Annotated in this window: 27 protein-coding genes; 17 read left to right on the top strand and 10 right to left on the bottom strand. The window is 45.3% G+C overall.

What is annotated here, in order from left to right:
• Positions 1–254: 254 nt before the first annotated feature.
• Positions 255–551: a YwdI family protein gene (locus V5G21_RS08200; protein ID WP_011248759.1), complete on the top strand. Its 297-nt coding sequence runs from the start codon at positions 255–257 to the stop codon at positions 549–551.
• A gap of 48 nt (positions 552–599) precedes the next feature.
• Positions 600–2,102, top strand: coding sequence for a sodium/proline symporter PutP (gene putP, locus V5G21_RS08195; RefSeq protein ID WP_011248758.1), 1,503 nt, complete (start codon positions 600–602; stop codon positions 2,100–2,102).
• 82 nt (positions 2,103–2,184) lie between these two features.
• On the opposite strand, the gene V5G21_RS08190 is transcribed toward putP, so the two are convergent.
• A complete protein-coding gene (locus tag V5G21_RS08190; protein WP_212929897.1) occupies positions 2,185–2,799 on the bottom strand; it encodes a GNAT family N-acetyltransferase in 615 nt (204 codons plus the stop codon).
• A 126-nt stretch (positions 2,800–2,925) separates the two neighbouring features.
• Between V5G21_RS08190 and V5G21_RS08185 the strand changes: the two genes are divergently transcribed.
• On the top strand, positions 2,926–3,300 hold the full coding sequence (locus tag V5G21_RS08185; RefSeq protein ID WP_011248756.1) for a DUF423 domain-containing protein: 375 nt from the start codon (positions 2,926–2,928) through the stop codon (positions 3,298–3,300).
• 36 nt (positions 3,301–3,336) lie between these two features.
• Here V5G21_RS08185 and gerQ read toward each other — a convergent pair whose 3' ends face one another.
• Positions 3,337–3,798, bottom strand: coding sequence for a spore coat protein GerQ (gerQ, locus tag V5G21_RS08180; protein ID WP_035205848.1), 462 nt, complete (start codon positions 3,796–3,798; stop codon positions 3,337–3,339).
• 20 nt (positions 3,799–3,818) lie between these two features.
• Positions 3,819–4,250, bottom strand: coding sequence for a cell wall hydrolase (locus tag V5G21_RS08175; RefSeq protein ID WP_011248754.1), 432 nt, complete (start codon positions 4,248–4,250; stop codon positions 3,819–3,821).
• A 283-nt stretch (positions 4,251–4,533) separates the two neighbouring features.
• Here V5G21_RS08175 and V5G21_RS08170 point away from each other — a divergent pair, with 283 nt between their 5' ends.
• From V5G21_RS08170 to yidC, 7 genes are all read left to right on the top strand, one after another.
• Entirely contained in the window at positions 4,534–5,265 is a 732-nt protein-coding gene (locus V5G21_RS08170) for a hypothetical protein (RefSeq protein ID WP_011248753.1), read from the top strand.
• Complete coding sequence (locus V5G21_RS08165) at positions 5,258–5,653, top strand: GntR family transcriptional regulator (RefSeq protein ID WP_011248752.1); 396 nt, start codon at positions 5,258–5,260, stop codon at positions 5,651–5,653. Before V5G21_RS08170 ends, V5G21_RS08165 begins: the two co-directional genes overlap by 8 nt.
• Positions 5,650–6,528, top strand: a complete 879-nt coding sequence (locus V5G21_RS08160; RefSeq protein WP_011248751.1) for an ABC transporter ATP-binding protein — start codon at positions 5,650–5,652, stop codon at positions 6,526–6,528. The genes V5G21_RS08165 and V5G21_RS08160 overlap by 4 nt, the downstream gene beginning before the upstream one ends.
• Positions 6,518–7,420 carry an ABC transporter ATP-binding protein gene (locus V5G21_RS08155; protein WP_011248750.1) on the top strand — a complete coding sequence of 301 codons (903 nt, stop codon included), beginning with the start codon at positions 6,518–6,520 and terminating at the stop codon, positions 7,418–7,420. The genes V5G21_RS08160 and V5G21_RS08155 overlap by 11 nt, the downstream gene beginning before the upstream one ends.
• Positions 7,413–8,669: an ABC transporter permease gene (locus V5G21_RS08150; protein WP_011248749.1), complete on the top strand. Its 1,257-nt coding sequence runs from the start codon at positions 7,413–7,415 to the stop codon at positions 8,667–8,669. The genes V5G21_RS08155 and V5G21_RS08150 overlap by 8 nt, the downstream gene beginning before the upstream one ends.
• A gap of 81 nt (positions 8,670–8,750) precedes the next feature.
• Positions 8,751–9,032: a hypothetical protein gene (locus tag V5G21_RS08145; protein ID WP_011248748.1), complete on the top strand. Its 282-nt coding sequence runs from the start codon at positions 8,751–8,753 to the stop codon at positions 9,030–9,032.
• Between the two features lie 25 nt (positions 9,033–9,057).
• A complete protein-coding gene (yidC, locus tag V5G21_RS08140) occupies positions 9,058–9,855 on the top strand; it encodes a membrane protein insertase YidC (RefSeq protein WP_011248747.1) in 798 nt (265 codons plus the stop codon).
• Between the two features lie 71 nt (positions 9,856–9,926).
• On the opposite strand, the gene hemQ is transcribed toward yidC, so the two are convergent.
• Positions 9,927–10,676 (bottom strand): hydrogen peroxide-dependent heme synthase, encoded by a 750-nt coding sequence (gene hemQ, locus V5G21_RS08135; protein ID WP_011248746.1) that lies wholly within the window; start codon positions 10,674–10,676, stop codon positions 9,927–9,929.
• A gap of 173 nt (positions 10,677–10,849) precedes the next feature.
• The gene (locus V5G21_RS08130; RefSeq protein WP_257204953.1) at positions 10,850–11,638 is read right to left on the bottom strand and encodes an enoyl-CoA hydratase/isomerase family protein; all 789 of its coding nucleotides are present in this window, start codon (positions 11,636–11,638) and stop codon (positions 10,850–10,852) included.
• Between the two features lie 182 nt (positions 11,639–11,820).
• Between V5G21_RS08130 and pta the strand changes: the two genes are divergently transcribed.
• A complete protein-coding gene (gene pta, locus V5G21_RS08125) occupies positions 11,821–12,816 on the top strand; it encodes a phosphate acetyltransferase (protein ID WP_011248744.1) in 996 nt (331 codons plus the stop codon).
• A gap of 70 nt (positions 12,817–12,886) precedes the next feature.
• Here pta and V5G21_RS08120 read toward each other — a convergent pair whose 3' ends face one another.
• Entirely contained in the window at positions 12,887–13,711 is an 825-nt protein-coding gene (locus V5G21_RS08120) for a lipoate--protein ligase family protein (protein WP_011248743.1), read from the bottom strand.
• A gap of 311 nt (positions 13,712–14,022) precedes the next feature.
• On the opposite strand from V5G21_RS08120, the gene V5G21_RS08115 reads away from it, so the two are divergent.
• The 4 genes from V5G21_RS08115 to V5G21_RS08100 all read left to right on the top strand — a co-directional run bounded on the left by V5G21_RS08115 (position 14,023) and on the right by V5G21_RS08100 (position 17,507).
• Positions 14,023–15,270, top strand: a complete 1,248-nt coding sequence (locus V5G21_RS08115) for a dicarboxylate/amino acid:cation symporter (RefSeq protein WP_011248742.1) — start codon at positions 14,023–14,025, stop codon at positions 15,268–15,270.
• A 116-nt stretch (positions 15,271–15,386) separates the two neighbouring features.
• The gene (locus tag V5G21_RS08110) at positions 15,387–16,673 is read left to right on the top strand and encodes an HD domain-containing protein (protein WP_095254587.1); all 1,287 of its coding nucleotides are present in this window, start codon (positions 15,387–15,389) and stop codon (positions 16,671–16,673) included.
• 15 nt (positions 16,674–16,688) lie between these two features.
• Positions 16,689–17,198, top strand: a complete 510-nt coding sequence (locus V5G21_RS08105) for a YwgA family protein (protein WP_011248740.1) — start codon at positions 16,689–16,691, stop codon at positions 17,196–17,198.
• 117 nt (positions 17,199–17,315) lie between these two features.
• A complete protein-coding gene (locus tag V5G21_RS08100) occupies positions 17,316–17,507 on the top strand; it encodes a hypothetical protein (RefSeq protein WP_041824195.1) in 192 nt (63 codons plus the stop codon).
• Between the two features lie 155 nt (positions 17,508–17,662).
• Here the strand turns inward: V5G21_RS08100 and V5G21_RS08095 are convergent, their stop codons facing one another.
• From V5G21_RS08095 to V5G21_RS08085, 3 genes are all read right to left on the bottom strand, one after another.
• Positions 17,663–17,857: a 2-hydroxymuconate tautomerase gene (locus V5G21_RS08095; protein ID WP_011248739.1), complete on the bottom strand. Its 195-nt coding sequence runs from the start codon at positions 17,855–17,857 to the stop codon at positions 17,663–17,665.
• Positions 17,858–17,918: 61 nt separating this feature from the next.
• Positions 17,919–18,602 (bottom strand): class D sortase, encoded by a 684-nt coding sequence (locus V5G21_RS08090; protein WP_011248738.1) that lies wholly within the window; start codon positions 18,600–18,602, stop codon positions 17,919–17,921.
• Positions 18,603–18,604: 2 nt separating this feature from the next.
• A complete protein-coding gene (locus V5G21_RS08085) occupies positions 18,605–19,738 on the bottom strand; it encodes a processed acidic surface protein (RefSeq protein ID WP_338465456.1) in 1,134 nt (377 codons plus the stop codon).
• Positions 19,739–20,013: 275 nt separating this feature from the next.
• Here V5G21_RS08085 and V5G21_RS08080 point away from each other — a divergent pair, with 275 nt between their 5' ends.
• Positions 20,014–20,571 (top strand): YwhD family protein, encoded by a 558-nt coding sequence (locus V5G21_RS08080; protein ID WP_035205874.1) that lies wholly within the window; start codon positions 20,014–20,016, stop codon positions 20,569–20,571.
• A gap of 126 nt (positions 20,572–20,697) precedes the next feature.
• Here V5G21_RS08080 and pepF read toward each other — a convergent pair whose 3' ends face one another.
• A complete protein-coding gene (gene pepF, locus V5G21_RS08075) occupies positions 20,698–22,485 on the bottom strand; it encodes an oligoendopeptidase F (RefSeq protein WP_095236336.1) in 1,788 nt (595 codons plus the stop codon).
• Positions 22,486–22,655: 170 nt separating this feature from the next.
• Between pepF and V5G21_RS08070 the strand changes: the two genes are divergently transcribed.
• The gene (locus V5G21_RS08070) at positions 22,656–23,480 is read left to right on the top strand and encodes a GNAT family N-acetyltransferase (protein ID WP_011248734.1); all 825 of its coding nucleotides are present in this window, start codon (positions 22,656–22,658) and stop codon (positions 23,478–23,480) included.
• The last annotated feature ends 154 nt before the right edge of the window (positions 23,481–23,634 follow it).

The raw sequence follows: 23,634 nt of genomic DNA, 5'->3' as shown, positions 1-23,634 counted from the left end.
CAAGCTCTTTTTGGAGAATAAAAGAAGAAGAATGAGAATCGTTGCTGTTTCTAGCGAATTAGAGAGGTGACCTAGCTTAACCTGGAGAAATGAAAACGGACTCGTTTTTCGCCGTGAAAACACGATTTTCTTTAAGGCAATGCACCATGCTATGATGAATAAGTTGATTTCATCATGAGCGAACGTGGCGGTCTTTCCTTTTACAAGCCCCACGTTGCCGCATTCGTTTTTCCATGATGAGAAAGGAGGCGTTTATGCATATACACGCAGAAGATGTACTGTTGCAAATGGAACGGCAGATGGGGAGAATCGCGAAAGCCGTTAAAGACAATGACGGGGATGAATTAAAAGAAGCGGCTGCTGTGTTGGAGAGCTATTGCCAGTTGTTAAAAGGGCATCCTCTTGAGTCTAGGTTACAGCAAGAGAAAACAAAGCCGATTTCGTATCCATTGCCTGTTCAAAAGCGAGTTCCGGAAACGAAGGAACTTGGTTCCCCTTTGGCCGAAACGGAAGGTGAACAAGAGGAAAAGCGAAATTTACTTGATTTTTGATAAAGTCGCCCTCTTAAAAGAGGCTGCCTTTTAGTAGAAAGGATGTAGATGCTCATTCGTTATGAAATTATTGTTTCCGTTATAATTTATTTGCTGATTATGCTAGTGATTGGCTACTATGGCTATAAAAAAACAGTAAGCCATTCCGATTATACGCTCGGTGGCAGAGGTCTTTCGCCAACAGTTGCGGCGTTGAGCGCAGGCGCTTCTGATATGAGTGGTTGGTTAATGTTGGCTTTGCCTGGTTCGATGTATTTGACAGGCATTGGCGCCGGCTGGCTGGCATTTGGCTTAATTTTAGGCGCTTATTTAAACTGGGTTTTTCTTGCTCCAAGGTTGCGCACTTATACAGAAACGGCGAATGATTCGATTACCATTCCAGCCTTTCTAGAAAACCGATTTAATGACACATCCAAACTATTGCGCATGCTGTCAAGTTTGATCATCATTGGCTTTTTTACGCTCTATGTTTCGTCAGGCATGGTATCCGGTGGTGTCGTATTTGAGTCGGTGCTTGGAATAGAGTACCGGACAGGGCTTATGATTGTGGCAGGAGTGACGATTGCATACACGCTGTTTGGCGGTTTTTTAGCAGTGAGCTGGACAGACGTTGTCCAAGGCGGCGTCATGATGTTGGCGTTATTGCTTGTGCCAGCTTTTGCACTGGCTGAGGTTGGCGGGGTTTCAAGCACCTTTACGCAAATCCGCGACATCGATCCGCTTTTAATGGATATCTTCCGTGGCGTGTCGGTTATTGGCATTATAGGGTCTCTTGCTTGGGGGCTTGGTTATTTCGGGCAGCCCCATATCATTGTCCGGTTTATGGCGCTAAGGACGGCGAAAGAGGCAAAACCGGCGCGGCGCATTGGCATGACTTGGATGGTATTGTCTATTGTTGGCGCCATGTTTACTGGCCTTGTCGGTAGAGCTTATTTAACAGGGGAAGGGGTTTTCTTAGAGACAGCAGAAGCCTCGGAAACGGTCTTTGTTGTTATGGGCGATATGTTGTTTCACCCATATGTGATCGGCTTTATTTTTAGCGCCATTCTTGCTGCCGTAATGAGTACGATTTCCTCGCAATTGCTCGTCACATCCAGTTCACTGACCGAAGATATTTATAAGACGTTTTTAAAACGAAAACCGAGCGATCGTGAAATGGTCATGCTTGGACGCGGCGCGGTTTTAGTCGTTTCATTGGTCGCTTTAGCTTTATCTTGGCAACAAAACAGTACCATTCTAGAGCTTGTCAGTTATGCCTGGGCTGGATTTGGCGCTGCTTTTGGACCTGTGATGTTGATTGCTCTTTACTGGAAAGGGATGACGAAATGGGGAGCGCTTGCAGGTATGGGTGCTGGGGCGCTTGTCGTTGTCATTTGGGCCAATACGAACCTTTATGCATTTCTTGGCATGGATGAACGAGTTTATGAGTTGTTGCCTGGCTTTATTGTCGCTGCCCTTGTGATTTATGTTGTCAGCAAGCTGACAACCAATCCAAAACAAGTCCAAGAAGGGTTTGATGTGTTTAAGCAGCGGCTCGATGAAACCAAGTAATAGGACCGAGGCAAACGACGAATTATGCGATTGTTTGTCTACCGTCTGAGCCCCGCCTATGTTTTAGGCGGGGCTTAAACGTTTAACGGCCAGGAGGGCGCCACTCCACAAAAACGCCATAGTTCAACGATTCTTCGTCTTCTACATAACCGTTAAGCACATGGGTAGGAGTGAGCCCTTGCTTTATCATAAACGAAAGGACTTGGTCGCTGCGCTTGCCGTTTTTTACTTCGGAAACGTATTGTTCCGGTCCAATTTCTGTTGAAACGGCATGATAGCCAGGAATGCGGCAGACAGCGGCAAACCGTGTTAAACCGAGTTGGAGAACCGTCTGCTTGCGCGCTTCATAGAGTGCTGCGGCAACCCCTTTGCCACGGTAACGGGGACGGACACATAAGTCAATGCCATACAGTGTGTCTCCGTCAGGTTGGTGGGAAGCGCGGATGAGGCCGTTGTCGCTTATTTCTTCCCATGTATGAGAGCGGTCGGCGTTACGGACAAGAAGGGAAGTGGCCGAACCAGCGACTTCGCCATTGACTTCAGCAAGCAAAGCGCCTGCTGGGAAAATAGTTGCGTGTGCTTCGACTTGTTCTACGGTCCACCATAACTCTGAAGGAAACGGCGGCGGAAACGCTTCTTTTTGGATTTGCAGCAACGCTTCATAATCGGCTGCGCTATAGCGCCTAATCGCAATCACCAATCGTTCATCCTTTCTTCACGTTTCATTCAATTATACCATTTTCTGCATTGCGCATGGCGTGTTGCTAGTAAGGAACTATGCTATAGTGAAAGCATAAACGAAACAAGTGGAGGTGATGATAGCGTGGCAAAACTTTTTTTACTGTTGGGCGCACTGGCGATGGCACTTGGTGTAGCGATTGGCGCATTCGGCGCCCATGGGCTTGACGGAAAAATAAGTGAGCGGATGATGAGCAACTATCAGACTGGTGTTCACTACCACATGGTGCACGGGCTTGGCTTAATTGCAGCCGGCTTATTTGCTCTTAAACTAGGCAGCTCTGGGCTTGTGAATGGAGCAGGCTGGGCGTTTTTAGCCGGGATCGTCCTATTTTCAGGCAGCCTCTATGTCATGGCATTAACGGGAATCACAAAGCTAGGGGCGATTACGCCAATTGGCGGCGTTGCATTTATCGTCGGCTGGGTATTGCTAGGGTTGGCAGCAATGCGGCATTTATAACTAAGAACGGCTGAGCAACGCTCAGCCGTTCATTCTTTAACGAGGCGGGTATTGAGACAAGCCTGGTTCATATCCATACTGGTATGTATAGGCGATTGGCTCATCAAATGTAACGAAGTCGAGGTTGACCATTAACAGCAAGTAATGCTCGCCTGTCTCGGGGTTTCCAAGTACAATGTGGTCGCGCCCTGCCTCTTCAATCCTGCCGCGAAAGACTCGCGCATTCCATTCGCTATTGCCCTCAAATGTTTGATGGACGGTTACAAATTTGCCCCGGTTTAAACGCAAAATGTTTTCAATGAACGATTGTTCTAACGGCAACATGCCTCCTTGCCCAGCAGGCGGAGTTTGTTGTTGCTGCACAAAACCAGGCACTTGGTACCCTTGTGCTGAAAATTGCGGTTGTTGCACCATTTGTTGTTGCCCTTGCCCTTGGCCTCCATATTGGCCGTATCCTTGTTGCTGGCGATTGGCTTCATTCTCATCGTATGAATACATGTTTGCCACCCTTTCTATCCTTAAAATGTGCTAAACACTTCGGCGCACTCTGCTTCGAGCGGCTGGTAAAAACAGTGGTTTTTGAAACGCCCGGCATTCCATTGCCCCCACCATTGCGCCGGACAGGCGCCTTCAGGCCGGAAAAACCAGAGCGAAAAGCTGGCTGGGTGGGTTCTTTCCCCGTTTACGAGCCGCCGCGCCAAGCGCCGTTCCCGTTCTCGTGCCCTTTGATAAAAATAGCTTTTCTGAACCGCCTCAAATCCACCAGGGGATTGGAACGCCATTTGCGGAATTGTTCTTACATTTGAGAAATCAAGACAGTCGACGCGGACACGGTTGACCATCACATTTCCTGCCATCAGCATGCCTTCTTCGCCTTCACCTTCTGCCTCTGCTCTTATTAGACGGGCCAGCATATCAATATCATTGGTTGATGCTTGAATAACAGCCAATTTGACACCTCCACTTATGAATGCACGCAAGTTGGTGAACGGATCGATCTGCCAACAATAAGAAAAGCTTAAAAAACGGGGTTTATGCTTAAATCGAGTCGTTTTTAAAGATATGATCGGGCAAATAAGAATATGCCCTAGATAAGAGACTTCAGCTTATATCCATTTGAAAAACTAGAAGCGGAATAACGTGATTTACTTTTTTTACTTGCACAGAAAGAAAAGGTGTGTAATACTGTGTATGTAGATATAAACAGATGAACATTGAAAAGGACTGTTGCATATGGCGAATGCCTTCAAACTGCTGCTAGTCGAGTTCCGGAAAATGGGAATTGGCCGTTGGATCGGGATTGTGGCAACGGCTTTGCTATGGGGCGTCTTGTATAGCATGCTTGTTGTTGACATTGGGCCACGGATTGAAAATGGGATTATTGCCCCAGGCTTAGGCGTCGTATTGTTCGTGGTGTGGTTTTTCTTCCCCGTTTTTTTTGTGCGCGGGGAAGCTTATCGGATACGGGATCCATACGGCAAAGTGGCCGTGCCTGATATTTACGTGCTTTTGAAAATGATGCCGCTCAAAAATAGTGAAAAGGCGCTAAACCGGATGTTAAGCATGTCGGCTTTTATTTTAGTGGCTAACGCCTTTCTCAATGTATCGATTTTTGCCAGTGCTTTTTTAATCGGACATTCGCCCTTTTGGGGCGTAAAGGCGGCATTAGCTTGGCTACTCCTAACGTGGGTGAGCGGGCTTATATGGGTGGCATGTGAGCCTTACGCCCGGACATACCGCCATCGGGATTGGTTAGAATTTTTTGCTTGGATGGCCCCTGTCGTTATTGTTTTATCATTGGTTGGATGGCTCAGTGATTTATGGTTCTTCGGCATTGTTATTTATTTTTTACACCATACGCCGCAGGTGACGTTGGCAGTGCTGTTTGTGTTGCTTGTTATCCAGTTTTTCGTAACGTTCAAAGTGGTCTCATCCGCTTTTGAAAAGGTGGATTACTATGTCTGATCGGTTGCCGATTCAACTAGATGAGTCAAGCCGCACCCCCATTTACGATCAAATCGAAGCACAGCTGAAATCGTTGATTGTGAGCGGCCAACTTCCAGCTGGGACGGCATTGCCATCGATTCGGAAACTAGCCGCGTCACTGTCTTGCAGTGTGATTACGACGAGGCGGTCCTATCAAAACCTTGAGCAGAAAGGCTACATTAAAACGATCCAAGGGAAAGGAACGTTTGTGAGCGAAATGAGCATGCAAGACCAGTCGGAACAAAAACAAGAAGCCGTGCAAAAAGCGTTAGAGCAAGCTGCCGCAGTAGGGCGCAGCTATGGTTATAGCAAGGAAGAGCTGTCCAATTGGTTTGCTGCCGTTTTAGAAGGGGGGGAAGAAAGATGATCGTATGTACGGAGATCGAAAAGCGGGTGGACGCTCGTTTTTCAACGGGTCCGATTTCCTTTCAGGTTGAACGAGGAACCGTTACGGCTCTCGTAGGGAAAAATGGCTCAGGAAAAAGCACGATTTTACGGATGATATCTGGCATGGTACATCCCGATGCAGGGACAATCGAACGGTTTGGCCAACAAGTGGGAGAGAGGGAGTGGAAAAATCAGCTCGCCTTTATTCCACAAACAAGCAAATCGTTTGAAAAGTACACGCTTTCTCATTTAGCCGCCATATACCGGATTGGCTTTCAAACTTGGAACGAACAGCGGTTTTTGCAGCTTGTGGAGCAGTACCGTCTGCCGCTCAATAAACAAATAAGCCAATTTTCCGGGGGTATGCAGAGAGTCGCACTTGCCGTTTTAGCACTTTCCAGAAACTCTAAAGTGCTCATTATGGATGAGCCTTTTGCAGGCGTCGATATTGAATCACAAGAATGGCTCCGTAACGAATGGCTTCAGTACTTGGAAGAAGACCCAGAAAGGGCGATTGTCTTTTCGAGTCATGTGCCTGATGAAATTAAAGATTTAGCCGATTTTATTATTTGCGTGCAAGACGGCAAACAGACAGGCTACTATGAAAAAGACACGTTGCTGAGCAGTTGGGCTCGCTTTTGGGCGGTTGCCGATTTAAATGTTGTGCGAAACATGGCCGGGGTGCACTCCGTAATACAGAGAGGACCACAAATCGAAATCATTTCAAGTGACAATGGGCAAACAGAAGCAGCGATGCTTGCCGCCGGTTTCGAAATTACTATGAAGCAGCCGCTTAAAATGGCAGAGATCTTACGGTTGCTTATCCAAGAAAGGGAGATGGAAGATGACGCTTGAAATTAAGCAAGTGCGCAAACGGTTCAACCAACATGTTGCCGTCGACGGGATTTCCGTTAGCGTTGAAAAAGGCAATATGTTCGGGATGCTTGGCGCGAATGGAGCTGGAAAAACAACGACATTTCGAATGATTTTAGGATTGCTCGAGCCAACGGAAGGGTCGATTACTTGGGAAAACAAGCAACTTTCTTATAAAAATACCCATTTGATTGGCTACTTGCCTGAAGAACGGGGGCTGTACCCAAAACTTACTGTCCGCGATCAACTTACGTACTTAGGGAAATTAAAAGGAATGAAAGTGCAAGAAATCCACAAAGAGATCAAGCATTGGCTTGAACGGTTCCAAGTGGAAGAATATGAAACAAAGAAAGTGGAAGAACTGTCGAAAGGGAATCAACAAAAAATCCAATTTATTGCAGCAGTGCTCCATAAGCCAGAGCTGTTAATTTTAGATGAACCGTTTAGCGGCCTTGATCCAGTAAACTCCGACATGCTGAAAAATGCGGTCCGTTATTTACAGGAACTTGGCACGACAATTGTGTTTTCAAGCCATCAAATGCGCAATGTCGAGGAAATGTGTGAAGACATTATCATGCTAAAGCGTGGGAAAGCGGTACTGCAAGGCAGCCTGACTGATATTAAACGGGGCTACGGCATAAAAAGTGTCTCAATTCACGCTGATTATGATTTGTCGTTTTTAGCTTCTGATCCTCATGTAACTAATTTGACACCAATTAAAAACGGCGTCATCGCTCGGGTCGAAAATGAAGAAGCGGCAAAAGCTGTGTTCGCCCGCGTAGCCGAAAAAGGCTTTGTCCGCAAATTTGAAGTAGAAGAACCGAGCTTGCATGATATTTTCATTGACCAAGTGGGAGGCGGGGCGAATGAATAATTTTTGGACGATAGTCGGCCATACTGCGGGAAGCAGGCTAAAGGCAAAATCGTTTATCATTTCTACAGTGGTCATCATGGCGATTGTCATTATTGCCACAAACATTTCATCAATCATCTCTGCCTTTTCAGGCGATGAGGAAAATGAAGTCCAGCAAGTCGCCATTATCGATGAAACCGAAAACGCAGGGGACGTGGCAACGATACTTGCAACATCTCCTGAGGAATCGTTGTATTCATTTGCAGTCGTAGAAGATGCATCATTGAAAGCAACTCTCGAAAGCGCCCGAGACGGCGACTATGATTATGTCCTTCATTTAAGCGGATCGCAAAGTGAATTAGACGCCACACTCTATGGCGGGGGCGATGATTACGAAGCGGTAGCTGCGATTGAGCAGGAAGTGCAGCGCGTCAAAGAAGCCGTATTAACAAGTGCGCTTAATTTAAGCGAGTCTGACCTTGCCGCTATTTTTGAACCAATCTCCTTTGCACAGGAACCTTTGGAAGAAGGGGCTGCGATAGAGACGGAAGAATCGCAAATGCAAGCGTCCTTTACTGTCTTAGGCGTGACCTATGTGTTGTTTTTTATCATTGTTTCTTTTGGTGTGATGATAGCCACAGAGGTAGCCGTCGAAAAGTCCTCTCGTGTGATGGAACTGATTGTTTCTAGCGTCAATCCGGTCGTGCAAATGTTTGGCAAGCTAGTCGGCATTGGCCTTGTCGGCGTCGTCAATATGGTTGCGATTGTCGCTGCTTTAGCAATTGGCATGTTGATTGGCGGGAATGAGATTGGCGATCTTTTAAGCGGCGATTTGATTGACATGAGCTTGCTCGGTTACGCGTTTTTCTTAACGATTCTTGGCTATTTCTTGTTTGGCGGCATTGCGGCTACATTGGGCGCCCTCGTCAGCCGAACGGAAGACGTCAATTCATCGATACAGCCACTGACCTTTATCGCCATGGCTGGATTCTTTATCGTTTCATTTGGCTTAAGCACTCCAGATGCGCCATTTATTACGGTTGCCTCCTACATTCCATTTTTTACACCACAGCTTTTGACAATGCGTATTGGCATGGGCGTCATTGCTGGCTGGGAAATTGCGCTCTTGTTTGCGCTTTTAATAGCAAGTGTGGTCGCCGTCAATATTTTGGCTGCCCGTGTGTATAAAGGCGGGGTTTTGATGTATGGCAAAGTGTCGATGAAAGAAGGCATAAAGCAAGCGTTGGCTTTGTCGAAAAAGGAAAAGTAAGCGCGGCAAAGGTTTGTCCTGAAGATACGAGTATGGTAAGATGGAAATATTGTGAATCGAGGCAGAAAGGAGGCGGATGATGTGATTGACCTTATAATGGAGTTGCCGATGTTATGGGTCAGCGTAGCCCCTGTCATGGTTGTGGTTGCGATGGTTGCCTATGAAAATTTCAAGCTCCGTCGCATGCACATGCGGATGAAGCGTACAGTCCATGACACGGATAAGACAGGCTGTGTGGACATGACTCCAGTCCGCCCCTTGGCGCTGTGGGCGCGGCCAAAAATTCCTTATTTCCGCGACAAAGGCTGCCAAGACGATGATGGTCCTTACCCTTGTTGCATGCACCAACAGATAGCTGCATAGACAACAAAGGGAGGAAAAGAAAGAAATGAATAAAAAGAAAGTTATGCTTACGCTTAGCGTAGTAATGGTTGCTTTCGTTTTAGCAGCCTGTAACACGAATGAACCGATCACAGCTGAATCAACTGGTTTTTGGAACTCATTTTTCGTCTACCCGATGTCATTTTTGATTACCTTTTTTTCTGATTTGACAGGGGGACATTTTGGTTGGGGCATCATTATTGTGACGATTTTGATCCGTTTGCTGATTTTGCCCCTTGCATTAAAGTCGCAAAAGAGCACACGGGCGATGCAGGTGCTCCGTCCTGAAATGCAAGAAATTCAGGAGAAAATGAAAAAAGCACAAGGCAATCCAGAAAAACAACGGGAAGTACAAGCCGAGATGTTGAGTCTTTATCAAAAACATGGTGTGAATCCTGCTGCTGGCTGTTTGCCTGCACTTGTGCAAATTCCAATCGTAATGGCACTTTATTTTGCGATTATGCGGACCGAAGAAATTGGCGTGGGCCCGGCTAGCGCGTTCCTATGGTTTAACTTAGGCAGCCCTGACTATATTTTGCCTGTCATTGCCGGCATTACGACGTTTGTCCAGTTTAAAATGTCTATGAGCCAAATGCCAGCGAACCCATTGGGCGAAGGCATGCCGAATCCAATGAACATCATGCTTTACATTATGCCAGTTATGATCGTGATTGCTGGAATTACATTGCCATCTGCGCTTGCTCTTTATTGGGTAGTTGGTAACTTGTTTATGATTGTTCAAACGTACTTTATTATTGTCCGCCCTAATATGACAAAAGAAGAAGTGCAAAAAGACAAAGCGTAAGCAAACGGCTATGTAGGGAAAGCGTTTGTCTACAGTCTAAAAACAGCCTTGACGTGAGTCAAGGCTGTTTTTTAAATATGGAAATAAGCGGGAATCCGCTCTTTTTCAAGAATGTTGCCTACGTAAAAAGAGCCAAACTCGCCGTAACGGGCAGAAACTTCATCGAAACGCATTTCGTAAACAAGCTTCTTAAATTGCAGGACGTCGTCTGAAAAGAGGGTGACGCCCCATTCCCAATCGTCAAATCCGACAGAACCGGAAATGATTTGTTTCACAACGCCTGCGTAGCCGCGTCCGATCATGCCGTGACTGCGCATGAGGTTTTTACGCTCTTCCATCGGCAACATATACCAATTGTCGTTGCCTTCGCGGCGCTTGTCCATCGGGTAGAAACAGACATGCTTCCACCGCGGCAATTCTGGATATAAGCGTGAGCGCACATATGGGTTTTCATACGGATCTTCATCTGAATCACCAGCTAAATAATTGCTCAATTCTACAACGGAAACGTATGAATACGTTGGAATCATATAAGCGGCAAGCCCTGATTTGTTAAAGGCATTCTCAATCTCATTTAATTCTTCCATTGTCGGGCGCAGCAGCATAATCATGATGTCTGCTTTTTGACCGACAATCGAATAGAGGGCATGGCTGCCTTTTCCGGCTTTTTCCGTCCCTTCCCATTTCGACACAAGTGCTTCAAATTCATTGAGCATTTGTTCCCGTTCTGAGGCAGAAACGGTTTTCCAGGAATTCCAGTCAATTTTGCGAAAATCATGCAAGACGTACCAGCCGTCCAATGTTTTTGCAGCTTCATTCATTGTAGATGGACCTCCAGTATATTTATATTACCTCCACTATAACATAGATGGACGTTTTTTCACCCGCTGGAGCGAATCAAGCAAATCATCACCGGGCAAATGTGGCTGCAGGATGAAAGCTAAAAAAAGAAGTACATAAGGAACGATCCGCTGGCCAATAAGCCAGCGGATCGTTACCTTTTCGAGTCTTCCATGTTTAGGGCTTTTCCGTTTGCCGGTACTTTTAAGAAACGCTCAAGCGCCAAGCGGTGTTCACGAGAGGCTCCTGCTTCCCGCTGGGCCGTGACTTCCATTTCCAGTAGTTCCGCTAAGTGGTGGTCAAAACTTTCGCGGAAATTTTGTTTCATGAGCCGGTAAGCGGTAGAAGGCAATTGTTTACAGCGTTTAATATAAGGCGTGGCTTCGCCAATGCTATGGATAAGGCCCATTGCTTTTGCTTCATCGGCGTCGAACATTCCTTTAATTGCTAGTTCCAAGCTTTGCGGGTAGCCAATCAAACGCGGCAAAAAGTAGGATGCACCGGCATCAGGCACAAGCCCTATCTCTAAAAAGCCTAGCGCAAATCGTGCTTCTTTGCGGGCGACGCGAAAATCACAAGCAAGGGCAATGCTCAAACCAGCGCCTACGGCAGTGCCATTTATATCGGCGATAAGCGGCTTGCCAATGTGCACCATGAAAGCAATGAGGCGGTTATAGGTTTCCCGCAGCGCCTTTCCATAATTAAAATGCTCTTGTTCCGCTAAATCAATTGACTTTAAATCAGCACCTGAACAAAAAGCATCGCCACTGCCTGTTAGGACAATCACGGTCACGTCTTCCCGTTCATTTGCTTCCGAAAGCAGGTTGTACAACTGTTCGTGGCAAGCGTCATTTAATGCATTTTTGACTTCTGGCCTGTTAATCGTAATTGTGGCGACTTTGTCCTCGACTTGGAGTGTTATAAGTGGTTGATCCATCGACATTGCATCCTCCTTTATCCTTTTAGTATTCGACTGATAGGCTTGAAAACCCTTTCCTTATATGGAAGCGTAATCTAAATGAGGATTTTTAAAATTGACGCTTCAGCAAAGGAGGTTTCCTTTTTAAATAAAGAGGGGTATCCTAAATATAGAAGGAAATGATGACTTTTTAAGGAGGTTAAATCGTGGGCGATTTATTTGCTGACATTAAACGGCAAGTAGAGTCTCATAAGCCAAGTATCGTCTTGCCTGAAGGAACAGACGAACGGGTATTGCAAGCAGCGGCCAAACTTGCTGCCGATAACGTTGTAAAACCGATTGTCATAGGGGATAACGATGCGATTTTAGCGCTTGCTGATAAATTAAAGATTACACTAGAAGGAATAACGATTTACAATCCAGAGACATACCCTGGAATCGATGAAATGGTTGACGCCTTCGTTGCCCGGCGCAAAGGCAAAGAAACGGAGGAGTCTGCACGCAAGCTGTTACAAGATGTGAACTATTTTGGGACAATGCTTGTCTACATGGAAAAAGCCGACGGCCTTGTTAGCGGTGCTGCCCATTCTACGGGAGATACGGTCCGCCCAGCTTTACAGATTATTAAAACACAACCTGGGATTAAGCGCACGTCTGGCGTTTTTGTCATGGTCAAAGAAGACAAAAAATTTGTCTTTGGTGATTGCGCGATCAACATATCGCCAAATGAAGAAGAACTGGCGGAAATTGCTACTGCTACAGCGGATACCGCGAAGCTATTTGGTATTGAACCAAAAGTCGCGATGCTTAGTTTTTCAACGCTTGGTTCTGCTTCATCGCAAGAAACGAAAAAAGTGTCTGCTGCTACTAAAATTGCGCAAGAAAGCCGTCCTGACCTTATCATTGACGGTGAATTTCAATTTGACGCTGCTTTTGTTCCTGCAGTTGCCCAAAAGAAAGCGCCTGATTCCCCTTTAAAAGGAGAAGCTAACGTATTTATTTTTCCAAGCCTCGAATCAGGAAACCTTGGCTACAAAATTGCGCAACGCCTTGGCGGGTATGATGCGATTGGCCCAATTTTGCAAGGGTTAAACAAGCCAGTTAACGATCTGTCCCGTGGTTGTAATGTTGACGATGTATACAAACTAAGCTTAATAACAGGAATGCAAGCTATTACACAAAAAACAGGACAAGGAGTTTAAACGCTGCTTGGCCCTTTTGATGCAAAAAAAGCTTTGGAGTAAAACAATCCAAGGCCTTTTTTCTCCTTTTTTAGCGTAAACAACGATTGTGGCGGTCAATGACCCGTTCAAGCTGTGTTTCATACAGCAGCTCTTCTTCAGGTGAAAGAACCGCTGACTCTAATTGCCCGCCGCTTTCAAGAATAGCTGTTTTCGCCCGTCCAATAATGGTTTCGATCGAATAAGGTACGTTTGTCAGTTCAGACAAAGACGCCATCACTTCAGGTTTAATGTCAGGATAGGAAAACGCTGGTTTACTCGTTTGCACAGCTTTATTGTAAACAGAGCGGATAAATGCAGCTCTAGCGCTGCCGCTTCCTTGTACACAAAGGTATATTTGTACAGCAATACCGCCTCGAATCCTTCGCTGGGAAATGCCTGCAAATTTCTTGCCATCGATGCTCAAATCGTAACTTCCCGGACAGTAAGATCCAGCAATTTCTCCTGCTTCAATTTGTTCCTCTTTAAAAATCGCTTTAACAAGCGTTACCATTCGTTCGTAGCCTTCATCAATGGAAAAGGTTGCTTCCCCTGGAAACACAAGCGATAGATTTAATATGCCTGCATCTAAACAAACGGCTAATCCGCCGGAGTTGCGAACAACGGCACGATAGCCTTCTTGCTCAATAAATTCAATTGCTTCGCGGATAAAGGGAAGGCGTGTGTCTTGTGTACCGAGCACAATCGTGTTTTCGTGAACCCAAAAACGGATAAACGATTGCCCCGTTTTTCCTGCAAGCGTGCATAGTGTATCGTCAAAAGCAAATGAACGAAGCGCGCTTTCTTTCAAATATGTTTTGCTATTGTCCACTACTTTCCAATCGGTCGGGGGTAGTGGTTTGTCTACAGTTGCCATTTTCGAAATCCCTCCAACGTCTACTAGCCATTATACCAGATTTCATATCCACTAAGAAAAGGAAGTTGCGAAATATGTCGGAAGAAGGTATACTGAAAAAAGTTTTTGCTCCAGTATGAAGCGGTTTTCAAGGGCCATCATTATGGCTATGTTCTGAAAAATCATAACCCAAAAGCGGATGATTTATTTTTTTCTTTCTCAGGGAGAAAGGCGATATTACCGGTCAAAACCGACAATTTTTAATAAAATCGTTATTTTTTGTTCATGCTGGGGTACGTAAAGATTATAGTTGATGTGTTTGGGGGTATTTCATGAATAATTTGACAAAAAAGATCTTAATTGCCCTGGGCATCGGGGTGATTGTTGGGTTGGTATTGCCTACGATCCATCAAGGCACCTTTGAATGGCTAAACCAGTATGTGTTTGATCCTGTAGGAAGCGTCTTTTTAAATATGATTATGATGGTCGTTGTGCCCCTTGTGTTTTTCTCGCTTGTTGTCGGGGTTTCCGATTTAGGCGACCCGAAGCAACTTGGCCGTATGGGTGTCAAGACGATTATTTTCTTTATGGTCACTTCTGTTATTTCCTTAACGATTGCACTTGCTGCAGCTTCGGTTATCCAGCCAGGTGATCCTGGATTGCTTGGGGAAGACATAGCTGAAGAGTACGAGCCATCTGAAGCAGTGCCGATTATGGACACACTCGTTAACATCATTCCGAGCAATCCAGTGGCTTCCATGTCAGAAATGGAGATGCTGCAAATTATCGCGTTTGCGATTTTTGTCGGGATTGCAATGGCTGTGCTAGGAGATAAAGTGAGCACAGTAAAATCGTTTTTTAAGCAAGCAAACGACATTATGATGCAGATCGTTACGTTTGTAATGAAATTTGCTCCTTATGGAGCTTTTGCGTTAATTGCCTCCGCTCTCGGCGAGGCCGGATGGGCTGCTGTTGGATCATTGGCTTCTTATATGCTGACTGTTGCCGGTGTGCTGTTTTTCCATTTATTTGTTGTGTACGGGTTGATTGTTTATTTCCTAGGAAAAATGAGTCCGTTGAAGTTCTTTAAAGGTTTTATGCCCGCAATGACTATGGCGTTCAGTTTATCCAGTTCAAATGGCGTTCTGCCGCTGTCAATGAAATCCGCGCAAGAAAACTTAGGCGTCTCTAAACAAGTGTCTGGCTTTGTGCAGCCGCTTGGCGCCACCATCAACATGGATGGTACGGGGATCATGCAGGCTGTTGCAACCGTTTTTATTGCCCAAGTGTATGTCGTCGACTTGTCGCTGACTGACATGCTTATTATCGTCTTGACAGCGACACTAGCAAGCATTGGCACAGCAGGGGTTCCTGGTGTTGGCATGATTATGCTTGCGATGGTGCTTACTTCCGTCGGTTTGCCTACTGACGGCATAGCGCTTATTATTGGCGTCGACCGTATTCTTGATATGCTGCGCACTTCCGTCAATATTACCGGTGATGCTGTACTTGCAGTCATTGTCGACCGTGGAGAAAAGAAACGCGGTGCTATAGATGAGAATGTGACAGAAGTCTCCTAAAGATGCGATCACAATAATTAGTCTGAAAGAGCCAGCTAAAACTCGCTGGCTCTTTGTTTTTAAGAAAACGCCATTTATAATAAGGACAGGATAATCAATAGAAAGGGGGAGAAAGAATGTTTACGACCCTTCATGAAGAAAAAGTCTTCAAAGATCCGGTCCATCGCTATATTCATGTACGGGATGGGTTGATTTGGGAGTTGATTGGCACAAAAGAGTTTCAGCGATTGAGGCGAATTAGGCAACTGGGGACGACGTCATTCACTTTTCACGGCGCGGAGCATTCACGTTTCAACCACTCGCTTGGAGTGTATGAGATTACGCGGCGCATGACGGAGATTTTTTCTGGCAAGGCTGATTGGAATGAAGATGATAGGCTTCTTGCGTTGGCGGTTGCCCTTCTGCATGATATTGGCCATGGGCCTTTTTCCCATTCGTTTGAGAAAGTGTTTCACACAGACCATGAGGAGTGGACTAGGCGAATCATTTTAGGCGATACAGAAGTCAATCGGATTTTACGGAAAATGGATCGTTGTTTTCCTCAAGCTGTTGCCGATATAATTGAAAAAACGTCAACCAATAAATTAGTGTCTAGTATGATCTCAAGCCAAATTGATGCTGATCGGATGGATTATTTGTTGCGAGACGCCTATTACACAGGAGTCAGCTACGGCCAGTTTGACTTGGAGCGAATCTTGCGTGTCATGCGACCAAAAAATGATGAAGTCGTGATTAAAGCAAGTGGCATGCATGCTGTTGAAGATTATATTATGAGCCGATACCAAATGTATTGGCAAGTGTACTTCCACCCAGTGACGCGAAGCTCAGAAGTCATTCTCAGCAAAATTTTAATGCGCGTGAAAGATTTGCAAGAACGTGGCTATGACTTCAAGCAAAAACCGCTCCATTTTTTATCCTTGTTTGCAGGTGAGATTACGTTAGAGGATTATTTGCGTCTTGATGAATCGATTGTCCATTATTATTTTCAAAGTTGGCAGGAAGAAGATGACCCCATCTTGAAAGATTTGTGCAATCGTTTTTTAAATCGGCGCTTATTCCAGTACATCGAATTTCATCCGAACGAGCGGATGAAAGACTGGCCAAAACTTGAGGCTTTGTTTGCGAAAGCTGGGGTTGATCCAAGTTATTATCTTGTCATGGACTCGTCTTCTGATTTGCCTTACGATGTATATCGTCCAGGGGAGGAAGAGCGGTTGCCCATTCATTTATTAATGCCAGACGGTTCCCTAAAAGAGTTATCGACACACTCGGATGTTGTCGAAGCGATATCCGGGAAGAAACGAACCGATCATAAACTTTATTACCCAGCAGACGTATTAACGGATACACGTATCGATCAGAAAATCCGGGACAGCATTCAATCATTACTTACGACTACATAAAGGAGGAAGACTGCCGTGCTGCGTGACCATTTAAATGTTCTGACGCTGTTTGCGATGTCAGGTGAAATTGTCGGCAGAAAGAAATTGCAAAAGATGGTCTACATCGCAAAACAAATGGGCTATCCATTTAATGAGCGTTACCACTTTCACCGGTATGGCCCTTATTCGGACGAGCTGACAGTGCGATTAGAAGAGTTATGCAACCTTGGTTTTTTAATCGAGAGCGAAGAAGACAAAGGCCATTATTCACAATATCGCTATACGCTTTCGCCACAAGGGCAAGCGTTTTTAGAAATGTACCATCCCCCTGTTGTCGGCTACAAGGACTTGTGCCAATCGTTGAACAGCCAATCAGCTCGTTTCTTAGAGCTATTGTCTACCATCCTTTATTTTAGCGATTTAGAAGAAGGGGCAAGGCGTGAGAAAATACGTCAGCTCAAAAAAAAGCAAAATTATAGCGATGATGATTTTGATGAAGCCCATACATACTTGCAAAAACTGGCCCAAGTTGTAGCCAGTGCTTAAATAGAATCGCTCATAGATTTTACATGTTGTTTGACAAGGATTTTGTAGATATGGCGCCGGCTTAGCGCTACACTAGAAAAGTGAAAGGAATTCAAGGAAAGAAGGGTGGAACCACTCGTGCTCAGCTTTATTCTCATGCTCCTTTTATTTGCGGCTGGGATTCCGTTGCTTCTCATTTTGATACTCCATTATCCGTTGATCGGCGCTTGTGTAATCGCCTTTATTTCTATAAATTGGTTCATTGCCGCACGCCTCCACCGTAAACACGAGCGGATGCAGCATGCAGGCCATGACAAAAACGGACTGTAATCCGATGATACAGCCCGTCGGCCATGCGTCTTGATTGCATGGCTTTTTTCGTGTTGATTTTTAACAAAGCGATGGCCTTCTCTCAAAAGTATATGAGACTGCGCTTGTCTTCAATTGGAGACAAGCGCCTCAATTGTAGGAAAAGGCGCCCATTCTTATTGTTCGTGTTGATCGCTTGGCCGTTTTCCAGCAACTCCGTAGTCGTTTGGTTTCATTTCGCTAATGATGATGGAAACACGTTCTTTTGGTGCGCCTGTTGTTTCACTAACGGCATCTGTTACTTTTTCAACTAATGCGCGTTTTTGTTCATCTGTACGGCCTTCAAGCAGTTGAACGGTGACAATTGGCATAAAAAAGCCCCTTTCTTTTCGAGAATACATTCAGTATACCAAAAGAAAGGGGCTGTTTTGATCATTTAGGAAAAAGAGCGAGTGTTTCATAAACATCTTCATCGATTAAATCAGCGACAAGCACATAACGATCCGGGGCAGCGCCAATAAAATCGAATGGATAACAAGTGATCACCGTCAGCTGTGCTTCTTCCGTCGGAACAATGACGGTGCGGTCATCTTCATCGACGATCCGTACCGTATGCACCTTATACGTGTAGACGCCACTTCGTGTTTCGACAATGAGTTCATCCCCTTCGCCAACTTCTCCTAGTTTGCGGAACACGGTATCACGGTGTCCAGATAAAACGGAGTTGTCCTTTTCTCCAGGAAGAACACTGTCGGCAAAGTGGCCGACGCCTTTATCCAGTTCATCTTCATTTGTCCCGTGAATAATCGGAAGGGTCGCATCGATTTTTGGGATCGTTAATGTCCCCATTTCTTCGCCTATTTCTGGCTGCCAGCTGGCAACGTCCTGGAGATCGTTCTCGTAGGCCGGTATCGCTTCTGGTGCCTCCTCAACTGGGGCAGCGACCGTTTCCGTTTCACTGTGCGCCCCGATTTTATAGAGAAAGTAACCGTACGCCAGCTTAAAGCCTGTCGTTGTTGTCAACCAAAGTCCGAAAGCAATAAAGGCGGCGGCGACGAAAAGCAGAGCTGTTTTTTTGAAACGGCCCTGCTTTCCATTTGATTTACGAAGAGCCACTTTTAAGCGACCTTCTTCTCACGAAGGAGGCGGCGGAAGATAAGGACACCAGCAAGGGACATTCCGATGCCGATCAGCATATAAAGGGGATAGTTTGTCGCTGTTTTTGGCATTTTGGCACCATTTGCTGTTTTTGTCACTTTGCCGTTCTCATCACGTTCCGCTTTTTTGCCGCCGTCGTTATGATTGGCGTCGTTTCCAGCTTTTGCCGGAAGAGGAGCCTCATCTTTGCCAGGAAGCGCCGACTCCAATGATGGTTTTTTTGGCTTATCTTTTAGTCCTTTATCAATTTGAGTGACGTCATCAACGATTTTTTTGACAAAATGAGAATTGAACATTTCTGCGGTAATATAAAAATCGGCCAAGAATGATCCATCCGCATCGTATAGCTCGACCAATAAGTCGTACCCTTTAATCGCATTGCCGCTCATTAGCTCTTTATAGCTAATTGGCTTTGGATCTTCGCCAACCCGGTCAAGGTAATACTTTGGATGAAGGTCAAGAACAGATATTGCTTTTTCGCCAATAGCGAACAGTTCAGCAACATCGGCAGCCGACAGTTCGCGAATTGATTCAAAGCCGTCAAAGGCGTACGCACGTTGTTTCAAGTCATCGAGTTCGGCGGATAAGTTCGGATTGGTTTCCTGAATATACCAAAAATGCTCATAAAGTGCCCACTCTTCTTCATCACTTAAAGAAAACTCTGACAAAAATCCTGAGAAATCAGGGTAATATGGTTCGTTGCCCCATTCATCTTCTAATGTGATAATGACATGGACAACCATGTAAAACGTGTTGTAAAACAATAAGTCGCTTGGAGGCAGGCCGAGCCATTCTTCAAGAAGCTCGTCCAACTCTTGGCGAGTAAGGTCAAATTCAGCAGCGATTTCATTTACGCCGTCATCTGTTAGGCGTGGGCCGAGAAATTCAGCGAGCTCACTAACGTCGGCGAAATCATAAAAAGTCGTGCCATCCCACCAATACATCAAGTGTTCGGCTAAATCTTTTTCGCTGACGCCAACATCTTCTAAATAAGCTGTAAACTCCTCATTGTCAAATCCATGGGCAAGGCTGGCCGCTGGAGCGGAAAAAAGAAAGAGTAGAGTGAAAATTGCTGTAAATAACGACTTCTTCATTTTGTTCCTCCCATATTCAATTGTCATTTTTATCCGTGCATATGAATTATATAAACATGATCGCTTAATGTCACGACTTATTTTCATATTTTATAAAAATTTTATAATAGAGGCTGCTTTTGCCAAAAAACGACGAAATTCGCTTGTCTGTGTTGAAGAGGGCAACGGCGAGGAGGCCGCCACTTTTTCTCCAAAGGCAGAGAGGATGAATGGGCGTGGCGTTTTATGATACACTAGTGTTTAGCTAAAATGAAATTTGGGAGGGCCGATAAAACGTGGATTTGCTCAATAATGATAACTTAAAGAAAGCGAAGAAAAAGTCTTCCAGTTTTACGATATTAAGCAATGATTCAACAGACGGACACGGTGGTTATGGCGCTGGGGTCATCAATCTCGACAATGTGACGCCGCTATTTATTGATATTGAAGAGAAAGAAGCGTTTGTGGATATGGGTGCCCTCCATGCCCGCTCGGCAGTTGAGAAGCGTGTGAAATTTATCGCTGACGAAGAGGCGGTGCCAAAAGAAGGGCTAAAACGGTATTGGCTTGTGTGGGTCACAATCGACACCAAGGATAAAAAACCATACTATAGTGGAGTTGCAGCCTGTTACATGACAGTCAACAAGCAGGCGAAACGGGGATACAAGAGCATGCCGGAACATGTGAACCATATGGATAAATCGTTAAAAGGCAAATTGGTTGTCAGCCAAATGGATGATTCGTCACGCCAAGTGCTAAAGGCGTTTTTGAAAAACCATAATGAAGAAATGTGGAACCATTCTTCGCAGGAACTTCATGCCGCCCTTGAATCAAGCGAAAATGTGAACAACTAATGAACAAGTTGCCAAAAATCTTGTACTCTTTTTTCGCTTCGGCTACGCTAGAGACATGGATGAACATCCTGACGATAAGTACTAGGACAAAAAAGCAGCGGAAGGGCTCTCCTTCCGCTGCTTTTTTTATAGCTGTTTTAGTTCCTCAACGAGTGCAGAGAAGCGCGCCATCGCGGCTTGCACTGGCTCAGGCGTCGTTAAGTCGACACCTGCTTTTTTTAGCAGTTCGAGTGGCTCGTCGGAACTGCCGCTTTGCAAAAAGGTCATATAAGCGTCGAGTGCGCCTTCTTCACCGTCTAAAATGGCTGTGGCGATTTTGATTGCTGAAGCAAAGCCAGTCGCATACTGGTAAACGTAAAAAGCCCTGTAAAAATGGGGGATGCGCGACCAGCCGTATTTGACTTCGTCATCAAACACAATGTCTGGGCCATTGTAGGTACGGAACAACTGTTCATAAAGCTCATTTAAGCTCTCTGCATTAAGCGGTTCACCTGCTTCGGCTCGTTCGTGCGTTTGCTTTTCAAAATCAGCAAACATGACTTGTGTAAAAAAGGTTCCGCGGAATTGCTCAATAAAATGGTTCAGTAAATAGGCGCGCATTCTCTTGTCGCTTGTTTCTTTCAGCAAATAGTTAATTAGCAACACTTCATTCACCGTGGAAGCGACTTCAGCGACAAAAATTCGATAATTGGCCGTAATTTGTGGTTGGTATTTGCTGGAATAGTAGCTGTGCATGGCATGGCCCATTTCATGAACGAGTGTAAACAAGCTGTTTAAGTCATCATGGTGGTTGAGCAATACGAAAGGATGGACACCGTAGACGCCCATATTGTAAGCACCAGACCGTTTTCCTGGTGTTTCACGCACATCAATGTAACGCTTTTCCTTAAACTCTTTTAATTTGGCGATGTAATCGTCACCAAGAGGCTTTAGCGCTTTCAGCATCGTTTCATACGCTTCTTCATACGAAATTTCCGCTTTCACACCAGGAACAATTGGCGCATTCAAATCATATTGCCGCAATTCATCGAGGCCGAGCTTTTGTTTGCGGAGGCGCGCATATTCATGGAGCGGTTCAATATTCGCTTTAGCCGCATCAATCAATTGGTCATAGACGCTTTGCTCAATGTTGTCGGCAAATAAAGCTTTATGGAGAGCCGATTCGTATTGACGAACTTTCGCCAATGTGACATTTGTTTTGATTTCTGCTGACAGCGTCGTTGCAATCGTATTGTTTAATTCCACGTACGGCTTGTAGTAAGCTTTGTATGCTTCTTTCCGCTTGTTTCGGTCTTCGTCTTCGATGAGCTTTGAATACATGCCCCTTGTCAGTTGCACTTGCTGGCCATTGTCGTCTGTCACCACGCCAAACTGAATATCGGCATTGTTCAGCATATTGTATGTGTCGCCAGGGGCTTGAAAGGTTGCGCCTAATTGCGACAAAAGCTCTTCTTTTTCCTTTGTCAGCACATGTTTTTTAAAGCGAAATGACTTCCACAATTCATCCTCGAAATAGGCAAGTTTCTTTTCCGCAGAAATGTAAGCACGGAGCGTCTCTTCGCTTAAACTTAAAAGAAACGGCATGAAGAAGGAGGTGGATTCACTCACTTTTACGCTTAGTTGTGTCGCTTTGGCACTTAATTTTTGGGCATGGGCGTCCCGTGTGTCAATATCGGATAAAAACATCGTGTAGGCGAAAACTTTTCGCAACGTGAAGGAGAGCTTCTCTTGTGTTTCTAGGAAATCGAGCAAGCTTTTTGCGTCTTGAATCGCGCCATCAAATTGACTTAACGTGTCCGCTAGCTGATAGCACTCGTCTACATCGGCCTGCCACGCTTGTTCGTCCGCATAAAGGTCGGTTAAGTCCCATTTTTCATGTTCAGGTACATCTTTACGGGATTTGTATGTACTCAAGAAAATCACTCCTTGCATGTTTTTTCGTTCTAGTGTAGCACTTATCGCTGAAAATATGTTCGTTTCTGCTTTTTTGTATGAATTTTTGCTGGCGGTGGCAAAAATCGATTCATAAAAGTTATAAAAATAACGGTCACGTTCTATGTTATACTGAGGAAAAAGGCGGTGACATGATCATGCTCTCGTCAGAGCAAAAAAAAGCGATTCAAAGCCTTCAGGAAAAAGTGGAACAAGCTGACGGCATTAAGCTTAAATTAAATTGGGACCTCTTAGAAGGTGAGCGTTCCTTAAACGGCACGGAAGACTATTTTTATTATAATGAAAAAGGAGAGCTGCTTGGTTATTTAGCAGTTTATTTCTTTGGCAATAAAATGGAATGCTGCGGTATGGTCGATCCCGCTGCAAGAAGGCGCGGCATAGGTCGAATGCTTCTTGATCAAGCCGCCTCTGACTGGCAAGGAAAGACGAAACAATTTCTGTTGAATAGCCCGACTGATTCAGAAAGCGGCATCGCGTTTATGAAGGCAGTTGGAGCGGAGTACGCGTTTACGGAAAAGCAGCTCGTATGCCGAGAGGTTCCGATTCCTTACACGAAAAAAGGAATTCGCATCCGGCCGGCAGTATCAAACGATGAAGAGCGGATTTATGAACTTGATGCAGAAGGGTTCCATATGACAAAGGACGAAGCGAAGGCGCTTCATCATAATAACCCTACATGGGTTACATATATGATTGAAGAAGACAACCACCCAGTTGGCAAGCTCAGCATTAGCCGCCAAGATCAGGAAAGTTGGATATATGCTTTTGTTTTAACAAAAGAGAAGCGAGGACAAGGCATAGGCCGGGCAGCTCTGACTGATATTGTCCACCGTGAAGTCTCGAATGGCAAAACGGTATGGCTGGATGTCGTTTGCACGAACGAAGCGGCTCTAACGTTGTATCATACATGCGGTTTTACTGAGGTCGGTTCCCAAACATACTATACATTAAAATAGATTGGCGCAAATGGTCGTAGCTGCGAGCGTTTGTCGATGCCCTCACTCAGACTGATAGAAGCTGAGAGCTGCACAAACGTGCAGCTCCCAGACTGTAGACAAACGCTCGCATACTTCGTCGTTTACCTCACTCATATGCTCATGAACCCCCGTT

Source organism: Shouchella rhizosphaerae (genome assembly GCF_036700015.1).
Lineage (GTDB): Bacteria > Bacillota > Bacilli > Bacillales > Bacillaceae_D > Shouchella > Shouchella rhizosphaerae.
Note: the sequence above shows the minus strand (reverse complement) of the source record. Positions and strands in the feature narration are given on the sequence as shown.